General features: G+C 38.3%; 11 protein-coding genes. 7 read left to right on the forward strand and 4 right to left on the reverse strand.

What is annotated here, in order from left to right; genetic code table 11:
• Positions 1-113 precede the first annotated feature (113 nt).
• The 3 genes from E2626_RS01585 to E2626_RS01595 all read right to left on the reverse strand — a co-directional run bounded on the left by E2626_RS01585 (position 114) and on the right by E2626_RS01595 (position 4154).
• Entirely contained in the window at positions 114-1400 is a 1287-nt protein-coding gene (locus E2626_RS01585; RefSeq protein WP_134378947.1) for a histidine--tRNA ligase, read from the reverse strand.
• 351 nt (positions 1401-1751) lie between these two features.
• Positions 1752-3611, reverse strand: coding sequence for an SH3 domain-containing protein (locus E2626_RS01590; RefSeq protein WP_134378949.1), 1860 nt, complete (start codon positions 3609-3611; stop codon positions 1752-1754).
• Entirely contained in the window at positions 3612-4154 is a 543-nt protein-coding gene (locus E2626_RS01595) for a hypothetical protein (protein WP_134378951.1), read from the reverse strand.
• Between the two features lie 696 nt (positions 4155-4850).
• Between E2626_RS01595 and E2626_RS01600 the strand changes: the two genes are divergently transcribed.
• The 4 genes from E2626_RS01600 to E2626_RS01615 all read left to right on the forward strand — a co-directional run bounded on the left by E2626_RS01600 (position 4851) and on the right by E2626_RS01615 (position 9230).
• Complete coding sequence (locus E2626_RS01600) at positions 4851-6473, forward strand: hypothetical protein (RefSeq protein ID WP_134378953.1); 1623 nt, start codon at positions 4851-4853, stop codon at positions 6471-6473.
• 202 nt (positions 6474-6675) lie between these two features.
• The gene (locus E2626_RS01605) at positions 6676-7776 is read left to right on the forward strand and encodes a YheC/YheD family protein (RefSeq protein WP_244094228.1); all 1101 of its coding nucleotides are present in this window, start codon (positions 6676-6678) and stop codon (positions 7774-7776) included.
• 11 nt (positions 7777-7787) lie between these two features.
• Positions 7788-8219, forward strand: coding sequence for a hypothetical protein (locus tag E2626_RS01610; protein WP_244094217.1), 432 nt, complete (start codon positions 7788-7790; stop codon positions 8217-8219).
• A 501-nt stretch (positions 8220-8720) separates the two neighbouring features.
• A complete protein-coding gene (locus E2626_RS01615; protein WP_166786699.1) occupies positions 8721-9230 on the forward strand; it encodes a sigma-70 family RNA polymerase sigma factor in 510 nt (169 codons plus the stop codon).
• Between the two features lie 158 nt (positions 9231-9388).
• On the opposite strand, the gene E2626_RS01620 is transcribed toward E2626_RS01615, so the two are convergent.
• The gene (locus E2626_RS01620) at positions 9389-10285 is read right to left on the reverse strand and encodes a hypothetical protein (RefSeq protein ID WP_134378959.1); all 897 of its coding nucleotides are present in this window, start codon (positions 10283-10285) and stop codon (positions 9389-9391) included.
• A gap of 77 nt (positions 10286-10362) precedes the next feature.
• Between E2626_RS01620 and E2626_RS17105 the strand changes: the two genes are divergently transcribed.
• The 3 genes from E2626_RS17105 (at position 10363) to E2626_RS01630 (ending at position 11971) form a co-directional block, all read left to right on the forward strand.
• Positions 10363-10524, forward strand: a complete 162-nt coding sequence (locus E2626_RS17105; RefSeq protein WP_166786700.1) for a hypothetical protein — start codon at positions 10363-10365, stop codon at positions 10522-10524.
• Positions 10525-10569: 45 nt separating this feature from the next.
• Positions 10570-10770: a hypothetical protein gene (locus tag E2626_RS01625; protein WP_166786701.1), complete on the forward strand. Its 201-nt coding sequence runs from the start codon at positions 10570-10572 to the stop codon at positions 10768-10770.
• A gap of 199 nt (positions 10771-10969) precedes the next feature.
• The gene (locus E2626_RS01630) at positions 10970-11971 is read left to right on the forward strand and encodes a sodium:calcium antiporter (protein ID WP_134378963.1); all 1002 of its coding nucleotides are present in this window, start codon (positions 10970-10972) and stop codon (positions 11969-11971) included.
• Positions 11972-12442 lie beyond the last annotated feature (471 nt).

The raw sequence follows: 12442 nt of genomic DNA on the forward strand, positions 1-12442 counted from the left end.
ATAAATAGCAATTACAGATAAAAAATGTAAATTTAAAAACCAGTATTCAATAAAATCTTAAACGGGGACGGAGTTCAGACTTCACTTGAAGTGCTACCTCCCTCCCCAATTTCCTAAAAGCTATACTGAACTTCCACACCATTCCCTGTGTGCATATCCTTCATTATGTACTTATTCATCTTCACCTCGTCTTCCCCAAGCACCACTACATACCGAATTCCTTCTTTATTCGCCCGGTCCATCGCTTTACCAACTTTCTTACGCCCGAATTCAACCTCCACTTTCAAATCATCCTTTCTCAATTTTTGCGCCAGCTTCATCGCTTCTTTTTCTGTGCCAAGTGGAATAATATACACATCAACCAGCGCTTTCATATCTTCACTTGAAATCATCTTATCAAGCGCTGTACAAACCACATCAACGCCAAAAGAAATACCCACTGTCGGAAATCGTTGACCACTTCCAATCAAACCGCCAATCGCATTGTCATAGCGTCCACCGCTTCCTATACTTGAACTTAAAATAGAACTGTCTTTCAGAAAGACCTCGTAAATCGTTCCTGTATAAATCTCTAATCCTCTCGCTAAAAAGGGATTGAATTCACATTGATCATTAATCCCCAGAGTTGCTAAATATTCCTGCAGTTCTTCCAATTCAGCAATTCCTTCATTCGTCTGTTCATTTTTCAATACTTTCTCAGACTGAAAATACGCCAGTGACATTGCATCCGGATTAATTAATAACTTCTCAATTAAACTAACCGTTTCAGTAGAAACACCTTTTTCCATCAGCTCTTTCACAACATTTACTATCCCGATTTTCTTCACCTTATCTAGACTCAGCACGACGGTTGCTACCATATCTTCAGGCACACCAAACCCTTCAAGCACTCCACCAAGCAATTTTCGGTTGTTATACTGAATCATAATATCAAGCTTCAGCTTCTCAAATACATCAGCTGCAAGCATCATCAATTCCGCTTCAGCTGCTTGTGTTTTGATTCCTGTTATATCAACATCTGCCTGTATGAATTCTCGATTTCTTCCAGTCTTGATTGGACCATCTCTGAATACCTTGCCAATTTCATAACGCTTGAACGGCATCCTAATCGTCGGGTTCATGGCAATCACTTTGCTGAACGGAATCGTCAGATCATAGCGCAGCGCAAGATCCCGCTCCCCGCGGTCAGTGAGCGTGTACATTTCCTCCAGAATTTCAGCACCTCCCGCGTACTTACTTGCCATCAGCTCTGTGTAATTCAAAATCGGTGTCTCAAACGGCTGGCAGCCATAATCTTCACACGTTTCTTCAATCGTTCGTTTCACATTCCGCCGGATCACTGCACTCTTGCCGATATTATCCTGTGTTCCTTTTACATTCTGATATTTTATTTTCTTCATGTTAATTCCTCCTTATTTTTGGAAAATAAAAAAAGAACCCCACGAGAAAGTTGGAAAACAATTCTCATGCGGTTCATTATAAATAGCCCTTCACGATGATCTATTTTGATCAGTAATGTGAAAGGCTAGTTGTGATGATGTAGTTGGGTTTTGCGGATTTCGAGTTGGTTATTCATAGTATTCATCTCCTGATTGAGATTATCATACAGAGTTTGATATGGATTTGCAAATCTTTTTAGGTTTAAGCTTCATCGCAAGTAAATGATCCTGTGTAATAAATAAAAGAAACCACAGGACGTAAATCTCAGCCCATTCGTTTGCCGAATGAATTAAGTTTCACGTCCTCCTATTTCACTCAATCACACCAGTCTTTTCACTCACCCAGCCACTTACACCTTCTCTGGTTTCTATGTGGTACCAGGTTCGCCCGTCCAGGTCCGTTTTTTTGGCTTTTATGCGGAAACGGTTATCTTTTGAAGCAATTCCTGCTACATCTCCTTCCAAAATTGGATTGGATCGGATGTTTGCGTATTCTTCTGAAATAATAAAGTATTCTATCGATGCATCATTACTCAAAGCTTGCATTTCTCTTGACTCTTTATTCATTTGATAAGCTGTTTGTAATTTTTCAAAGTTTGTATATAGCGCTAATGATAATATGAATACAGCAGCTGCTAATAGTGTTTTCTTGTTAAACACAATGTTTTTTATTTTTTCTGTTCTTCTGGCAAGAATGAGATCTTTAATCAGATCTGTAAATGCGTCTTTATCCACACCTGTCATTAAACGATAATCTTTCCGGGTTTTCTTCAAGCTGCCAATACTAATGTCAGTATCAGTGTTGTTGCCCTGCTTTCCTGAAATTCCACGCTCGAATGTAAGAATCAGATAAATGACGTCCGCCAACTGTTTAAAATTAATGAAATCTGTTCTGCCGGAATTTCTATTATGAAACTTCTTTACACTATTAACATATGAAGATACCTGATTCGTATTGATTGCCTGATGAAGGCCGAGCAATACTACTTTATGTAGAGGAACAAGCTTATGTTTACTTATTTGTTTCGCATCGGGTTTGACCGGTAACCCTTCAAGAAGTTCTTTTGCAAGCGCGAGTGACAGAGATCTGTTCTCCTGATGATTCATCATACGGGATGCAGTTACAGCGTAATACCAAAATGACGCTTCCTCCAAATAGCTGACTCCACCGCGGTACTTTTTATCCTCCAGTAATGGATTCGATAAAATGAATTCCTTCAATGAATAACCCGCAGCATGTGCTTTGTCGAAATCCCCTTTTTCCACAAGATTTGAAATTCCTATAGTCGTTCTTTGCATCCACGTTCTGAAACGTTCCTGCTCTTTTGGGGTAAATGAGTATTCAACGTCTCTTTTGTGTAAGTTAATATAACTGATGAATACGTGCATCTGCGATAGATCCTGATTGACTCTCATGATTGTGCCGCCAATCAGAGTCAGCAATGCGTGCTCATACCGCTCAGTAAACTTTTCTGAAAATTGATCTACATTATGACAAAATGCTGTCCATGCCTCGTAAGCCTGTTCATATGATTCCAGCAGACCTCTGTGATTATCTACCAAAGAATCCGCAAAATGACCGGCTATTCTGGATCCGATAAATGGGAGAACAAATGATCCTGCAATTCGGGAGACCGTTTTAAAAAACGTTTTCTCTCCTGTTCTCTCAGAACTCGATTTCATGACCTGAATGTGTTTACCAAGTTTTTGGTCATACTCCTTTAAAGCTTCAAAAAACTCTGTTGAATCTTTAAGCAGACTTTGTGATATGCCATTGATCGTTTCAGGAGCAAACTCATAGCGCTGATAAACTTCTCCAAAAGGGCCTTGTTCCATAGCATTAAAAACTGACCGATAATTCTCTTCTAAAATCGAAACGTCCAGCACTTGCTTTAACTCTTTATTCCAAAAAGCTGCACCGGTTATGTTAATAAAACGCTGCATATGCTGAAAAAACGCTTCTCTTGTTTCCACTTCTTCTTCAAAAAGACTTTCTACTTGCTGCTGCCGCTTCAAAAAAATATTGTTTAGCTCAGTTTTTTTGTTTTCACTCAATCTTGAACAGTATGCGACAACTGCGTAAAATACCTTGTCTTCCAGATGTTCTCTCATCTGATCTTTAAGCAAAGCAGACTGTTTGGCTGGATGATCAAATATCGTCAGGACACTCATTTAGAGGAACTCACTGAACATTGTTAAGGCATCAGAACCTGTTGCAAATGCATCTGCAGCATCTAAATAATCTGTTCCGGAGCTGATATGATCTAGTTCAGCCATGAAAATGTCCGTATTATTAAAAGAATTCACAGGTAACTCTACATCCATTCCACCTGACATACCTGGAGATGTTTTGGCTAACAATTCACCTGTTGAAGAATTGATCCAATCCTCACCACCCAACACATTTGGTGAAGACTGTGCGATTACACCTGTAGAATCAGAGAGAGAGATCCCTCCCGAAAAATTTTCAACAGCTGTTAAATTTCCGCTTTCAGTTATGATTGTGGTCTGATCGGGTAATATCCCGTCTTTCATTGTTGCTACTTTTTCGCCGCCAACCTCCATCACTACTTCATTATGAATTCCTTCTTTAATCGAACCTATGACTCCATTTGAACCTGAAATTGTAACGGTATTAAATATATCAGGCTCGCTAAATGTAACATTATTGCTCAACCCACCAACACCACTGAATAAATGGTTATACAAATCCATTTTTGCACCTCCGTTAAAATACGTTTTCAAATCATATCCAGTTTAAATGACTTAGCTCTATGCAGAAGCTATAGAGAATATGTTCATCCTGGTTAATCCTATTAAATATAATCATATCATTAGAACCATGCTTTTAATACTATTTATTTAACATATATTTTACAATGTTAGTGTGAATCACTTGGAATTAGCGGTGACGTAAACCCTTGAATCATTCAGCGATCGAAGGACTAATAATTTTTAAAGACCAGATCTTATTAGCGTATACACAGCTTTATGCTCTCTTTGTATGTGTCTATCAAAATTAACTATTAGTTGATTTACAGAGTAGGATGCAATACTGCTTTACATATTTTCATCCCATACGGAGTTTACAACGTATATCAAAAAATCTCCTGTTACCTAAATGAAGTGGTGATGACAGGAGACTGCAATATATTGAGGAACAATTCTTTAAATCATGCATAGCCTTTAGAGCATCGAATGATTCAAGGTTTACGTCCCCCATGAATCTCAAGTGCCAGATGCAGACCTTGAATCTAATCAATTTTACTATTTTCATATAACTAGAATTGTATATATAAAGCAATTTACTTTTTAATGGAATAAGAATAATATAATAGTTGTGCACAATTATAGAAAGGAGAGTTTTAAAGGGTATTTACTAATTCACAATATAGTTCTCAGGAGGATCTAATGAAAAAAATTAAAAGTTCAATTTTAGTAATAATCTTAAGTTTACTTACAGGCAGTTCATTGATTTTCAACTCTGCTGATGCAAGCTCTTTAATTATTGATGGAAAGGAATATTCAGGGTATATCTCAGTTGGCGATCATATACATACCTATCACTTCACATTGGAACAGCCGGCTGAAGTTAGCTTCAATATTACCTCAGAAATCTCCAGGAATAACTACTATATTTATGATGAAAGTAAAAATGATCTGGATAACATTTCTTTATCCGGCTCTAAATCTTCACCACAAATAAAGACACTAACGGTGGACCTCAAACCAGGAAATTACACTTTTACTTCTTCAGTTCAAGGCTATACCAGAAACGAGGGTAATTATACTTTTACAATGGATGTTTTGGAATACCCCGTTGACGAAGTTGAACCGAATAATGGTACTGCTGAATCCTTATTCGTCGAATATGATAAACAATATAGTGGTCACTTAGCAATAAATGACCGTACTGATTATTATAAATTTGAAGTTCCATCACAAGGGACTGTAGATTTAAAAGGAGAAGGGTTTGTTATATCTCAAACTAATTTTATTGTGTTTGATAGCCAAAATAATACTGTGATTGACAAGTCTTATACAAGCTCAAAAGTAAGTCCTTCAAAAATAAATGAATCACTTTATTTGAGTGAAGGAACATACTATATTGCATTTTATTCACGTCAATACTGGTCAGAACGCAGTGGTGCATACAATTTCACACTCTCTTTTAGTGATGCTTTAGCGAATGAATTAGAGCCGAATAATGGAACTACCCTGGCTACTGCAACTAATTTTGGTAATATAAATAAAGGGTTTATCGCTTTAAATGATACAGTTGACTATTACACTTTTACTGCACAGTCAGCTGATGAGATCATTTTTTCTTTTAATAGCTATTTAAGTGGCTGGTTACGGGTAACATTACTTGATGAAAATAATAATAGAATCGTATCAAAGAATATAAAAAGCGATCATTTAACTCCCGGAATCATTAAATTTACTGAGCCACTTGAAGCAGGTAAATATTTTGTATTAATTCAACGAGATTCATATTCAGATAGCTATGGCAGTTATGATTTTATGATCTCAAGCTCAGCAATTACTAAATTCAAGGACTACAGCGCAAATGCCTATTGGACAAACCCTTTCATCTGGGGTATGGAAAATGATGTGATTAAAGGTGATGTAAAGTCGATGAAACTCTCACCTTACAATAACCTGAATGAAGTTCAATGGCTTGCAATGATTTTCAGATATTCCAAACCTGATGAAGTGAATGAAGATAGAAACAACTGGACTAAAACATATTATGATCTTGCAAAAACATATAGCCTCCCAAACAGTGGAAATCCCTATGCTGCCCTACGCCGTGGTGACGTAGCTGTTATTATGGCTCAGGCCTTCCAGGGCAAGAAAGTCACTGAAAGAGAAGCTGTTCAATGGATGTACGATCATAATCTAACAACTGGTAAAGACTCGTCCAAGCCTAAAGATTATGCAAACTTTGATGCGAATGCTTCACTAGCACGTGCACAAGCAGCAGTGTTCTTATATCGTGCGATTGAAGAACAGGGATTAGAGTTCAATTAAACTGATCCTATATTAAAAGCTCATGGCCTTTCATAAGTAGCCATGAGCTTTTAATTTTCATTCTTCTGCCACAACACCTTTTGGAAACGCCGTGGCGCAAAAGATGATTCATTCGATTTACTAATGAGATAAGTTCCACCTCCCCAAAACCATATAAAATAGTATAATTGAACCACCACTTGATAAAGGATGATGCGTAGTGATGGTTGGTGTGTATAATGACCGGAAACACCCTCTGGATATTCTGACGAAGGATCGCGTGAAGAGTTATGTGCAGCAGGCTGCCGAGCAGGGTGTTGCCTTATTTTTCTTTGGAATAGATGATGTGAATGTTGAGCGTTCAGAGGTTTCTGGGACATTTTATGAGCATGGCAAATGGATAGAGAAAGTTACTTCTTTTCCTGCTTTGGTATTGAATGATTCTTCTACTTCTCCTGATAAAGTAAAAAATAGAGATAAAGAGCTTGTGCTGAGAACTGAGGTTCCTTTTATTTCACATTTGATTGAGGACAAATTATCAATCTATCAAAAGATGAAAGAATCCGGAGAGTTTAATGAATTTCTCATCCCTTCCACTCCTTTAAAAAACCTGAATGACGTGCTGCAATCAAAGCAAACTACTATGGTGTTAAAACCGACAAACTCCGGAAAAGGTCAGGGCATACATGTGCTTAAGAAAATATCTGCTAACCAGTTTTTGATCGTGTCCAGCAATCAGAAAAAGCAGATTTCAACACTTTTGACGAAGAAGTTAATCATTGATTTGATTAAACAGGGAAATTATATGGTGCAGCCATTTATTGTTTCCAGGACCAATGAAGGAAACACATTTCATATGAGGGTCCACGTAATCCGAGACAAAGCTGCAAAGTGGGTGTGTCTCACTGTGATTGCTGATGTTGCAGAACCTGGACGTTACACGAGTAATTATGCTGGCAATACCACTATCCGGGGGATTGATTTTTTGGCTCAGCAACATGGCCAAGAGGGTATTAAGCTTTATAGTGAACTAAAGAATATATCATTCCGTATTGCTTCACATCTAGATAGCTTTTATCCGTTTACAGTAGATGAACTTGCGCTTGATTTCGCAATTGATCAGGATCGGCGGATCTATTTGTTTGAAGCGAATACCGGACCTGAGATTATTAGTTTTGCTAAAGAGAGAGAAAATGAACGTGCTTTCCACAGGGTTGGTTATGCAAAAACTGTAGCTGCTGCTTTAGAGAAGATACCATTTGAACAAAGACGCGGTAAGCATTTCAAACTCGGAGCGGATCAGCAGCCGATGACAAATGACTGAATTGGATAAAGTTGTATGGAGATAGTATAATAGAAGTTGATCATACATTTGGAGGTTACAACCTGAGATTTAAATCATTATTAATTGGAAGTTTTACGCTTGCTTTACTAGTAGGCTGCTCAGACGAGGAAGCTCCTGCAGACACTGAAGAAACTGTTGAAGAGGAAGCTGTCGAAAAAGAAGAAACCGAACCAGAGACTTCTAATCAGAATGAGGATCTGCCTGCTGCAATTACTGAAGAAGAAGGCGTCATTGGAGGTCAGGTATACGAACAGGAAGGAACAGCCGTTGGTACGCTTGTCCTTGAAGAGGGCGTCAGTGATGAAGATGCCCAGGCTTTAGCAGAAAAGTATGCTGAACAGATCCGTGGTGAGTACCCTGACCTGAACGTTAATGTGCAGGCAGTTCGCGGTGGTGAAAATGTTGCGAGTATAGAAGAATAATAGAAGGGACGGGCCGAAAACTGTTGTTTTCCGATCCGGCTTTTTTATTTGGATTAATCGGAACCCAGTCCAGCTTATCCCCTATGTTCCCTGAGGATTCCGATCAGTCTATCACCGGTTTCATCCGAACCCGCAGATGCATACTTTTTTTCAGATAATACACTTCAGGAATCAACAGTTTAGCTGCATATTGATGCTGCTTGTGAACTCTATCACCGATTTATCACGCCATCGAAATGCCCCTAAGAAATACCATCAAAAACGTATTCGACATTTCACAATTACCCCCTCAATCATCTTAAATATTAATAATTATTTTTTTTGATTGTTTGTCATATATGCTTACTCAAAATAAAAGCTTCACTCTTCGAACGTTCCAAACAAGACTGCATTTTCATTTAAACATCAAAAATTGTAATTAGATTCCAATTTTATTCTCAACTACACTACATTTACCCAGGGAATAACAGGCAGACGCGTCTCCAATTTGGAGAAAAAATGATGATGTTTGAACAGTATTACGAGCAATTTGAGCCAATGATTTTTCATATGATGAAGAAGCTGCATATCACGAGAGATCATGACCTTTACCTTCAGGAAGGCCGGATTTCTTTGTGGAAAGCATTAGAAAAGTTTGAAGCAGAAAGTGGAGAATTCGCTCCATTCGCCTATCAGTATATACGCGGCGGTATGCTGGACTTAATGAGAAAACAGAACAAACTGCTGGAGCGCGAAACGGTCAAAGCTGATGAGTACTGGCAGATGAATATGGAGATCACAGAGGATAAACTGCTTGAGACTGATATGCTCATGCCCTATGCAGAAGGTCTGACTGCCCATCAGCAAAAATGGTTCTGGCATACATTTGTGGATGATATGAAGATCAGGGAAATTGCAGAGCTCTATGGTGTAAGTGTTAGTGCGGTTAAGAAGTGGAAGAAAGGTGCTGTGGAGCGGTTGCGTGAGTATGTGATTGTGAATGAGCATGTGCACGCTGGGGACGGAGGTTAAATTGTCATGATATGTGCACTTGAGGGACAGGCTCGATTTTTTTACCCATTAAGTTACTCAACCTCTGTCCCATAGGTGTACACCACGTGACGCTACCTCAGTCCCCAAAGCTTGTTCAAGTCTCATCAAGCAAGCGGAGGCCCCTGCCTTCGCTTCACTCACTCCAGCAATTCTGCCGTGAGTTCAATCTGAAAAATCCCAAAATCATTAAAGAGAAACAGCTGGTTACCCCTCATTTTGACTACTGCATATTGATCATGTAGTTGATTTCCTCCCTGATCTTTGAGCAGAAATGCTTGTTCTTTTCTAAAAATACCTTCTTGCTTCCTCAGCACTGTTAGTGAGCCAGATCCGTATTCATAAGTCACCAGTGCATCATCTATCATCATAATTGGACCAATTTCCACTTTTTCATCGATATCATTGTGCTCTACTTCTTCAAAATGGTCCAGGTGAATGATGGAAGAAAATAGTGTATAGTGAGCATATACTTGATCAGCATGCTGCACATTTAATGATAGCAGTTCATGGATCATCGGCAGCTCTGGACGGAATAAAACCTCTCCTGTCGATGAAAAAGCCACCAGCCCTGACCAGCCAATCGGTTTCTTCCAGCCCATATTTCCATATACACCTTCGTCAAAATAACCAACCCAGATTCTGTCTTTATCGTCTATAGCCAAGTTCCAAATGCCGTCACCCAGCACAAATTCATCCAAACACTCACTTTCCTCACTATATCTTCTTACATTTTGTTGAATCCAATCTCTTGTGCGCAAGCATCTGGCAGAGGCAAGCAAGAGTGTGCCATCCGTAAAAGTATCAAAATTAGATGGTGGAAAGGGCACATCTTGTATGACATAAGAAGTCATATCGTTTTGGTCTAATTGTTGTATCGTAAAATCTTCCCGGAAAGTACGTATATCTTTATTTTCAAAGTGGTTCATGTATACATCAATAAATAACACTTTCTTATCTCGTGTAACTGAGGCCCTAGATCTTGACTGCAATGGCAATGTGATATGGCTCCATTTATTCAGTATGATTGTATTCATATATTGAGCTCCCGTCTCAGAAGGCAAAGTTCTGGTCATTGCCTTCATGATAAATATACAGAATTGGTGGAATGCAGATGGATGAACAAGGAGTTAGACTATTTTTGTTAATCAGTATTGTTACCATTTTGATCGTCGTTTCGATTTTTGTCAGAAGAAAAGGGAAGCTCTTCCTGTTAAGTATAGTCATTATGATTATCGTTGCATATACCTATAATGAATTGACATTGGATCAATGAATAAGTGAACAGTATCAAGAATATGAGGAAATGGTTGAAAAGCATTTGAACGAAACTTATCCAGATGAAAGCTGGGAACTCACCTATGACAATAAAGAGCTGACTGAATTATGGGATTATGAATTTTACGTTGTATTTGAGAACGAACCGATTGTGACATACGCATATACTGTGGAGGATGGAAAAGTAATTCAAGCCTATTCGCGCACTGATGTGCAGTATGAGGAATTTGAACATAACGAATAATAACAAAAACTAATGATACTGTGATAAATTGATCACTGATCAAAAATAGGGACATAAAACGAGAATCATTCGTATATTGAATGATTCTCGCTTTATGTCCTGGATGTCTTCTAACACCTATATCTTTTCGAAATATGGGAAAGCTATCAGATAGGATAATGAATCATCGAAGGTATCATACACAAGGAAGTGATTTCATTTGGCGTTTGTCTGGTTTATTTTAGCTGCAGCTGTCACAGTCTATACAGCGATCAAGCTTTCTACATATGCGGATGTCATCAGTACGAAAACGGCGATGGGCGGACTATTTGTGGGCACACTTTTGCTCGCGGGTGCTACCTCACTGCCTGAAGTGACGACTAGTTTTTCAGCAGTATTGATCGGGAACAATAATATTGCAATCGGGAATCTGCTTGGTTCAAGCTTATTCAATGTATTTATTCATGCGTGCTTTGACCTTTACTATAGAAAGAAACAGCTTTTTTTGCAGGCGAGTCATGATCATGTATATATGGCGGGCATTGGCATCATGATGACATTGCTTGTGATGGCGTCCTTAACGCTTCGTATTGACTACACGATTTTTGGATTGGGCATTGATTCACTGCTGATTGCCGGCATTTACCTTGCAAAGATTCTGATCCTAAACCGATTGTCAAAAAAGAAAAAGACAGTCACGCAACCTGAGCCGGTACATCTGACCTCAAACGATTCATCAAAAATCACGATGACTGTCAAACACGCAACCATCGGATTTATTATTGCAGCGATTGTCATTATGGGTGCAGGTACAATGCTGTCCATAATGGGTGATCGAATTGCCGTGATCACCGGACTCGGTTCGAGTTTCATCGGAAGCTTCCTGGTGGCTGCAGCGACTTCTTTTCCTGAAGCAGTCGCCGTATTTGTCGCATTGCGTCTCAGGAATATTAATCTTGCCATGGGATCGATTCTCGGAAGTAACATTTTCAATATATTCATCATTTCAGGCTCTGATCTGATTTACAGAGATGGTGCGATCATTTCATCTGTCTCATCTTCTCACTTAACAACCGCAATCGGTATCTTTACTCTTTCAGTGATTACGACCTGGGCAGTTTTGAGGAAAAGAGTAACGTCTTCATTTATGTACATGGTGCCTTCCCTGCTGGTTGTCGTGATTTATTTTGTAACGTCTTATTTGATTTTTATGAACAGCTGATCTTAAGTCTCTCCCCCATTCAATTCCCAATACTATAGACTTTGATGAGTATTTATCTATAAGTATTAACTGCTTAGATCAGCACGTATATAAAACTTTATTCAGTAACTTATTGCTTTCAGTATACATTTGACACGCAATATCAAAATAGTTTTCAGAACGTGATTTTTTATTATATTACATCACTTGACGAATCTGTTGAAGATTTTGTAAAAGTAAAAAACCAATAAACAAAGCATACTTTCAATTTATTCCAAAAACCAGTTCTGTCTTTGAGAGAACTGGTTTTTCTTTGTGTAAAACACACTCAACTTTAATATTACTTCACATGACGTAATTATTTTCATATCAGTCGTATGATTGAATCCAACGTATTTTCATTTTCAATGCTTTTTCGGAAGAGGCTTTTTTTCATTAAGATAAAACTCATAATAATATAAATTTTTGTTCTCAAAAAAATTTCGTCATACT

This window comes from Jeotgalibacillus salarius (assembly GCF_004405125.1).
Lineage (GTDB): Bacteria > Bacillota > Bacilli > Bacillales > Jeotgalibacillaceae > Jeotgalibacillus > Jeotgalibacillus salarius.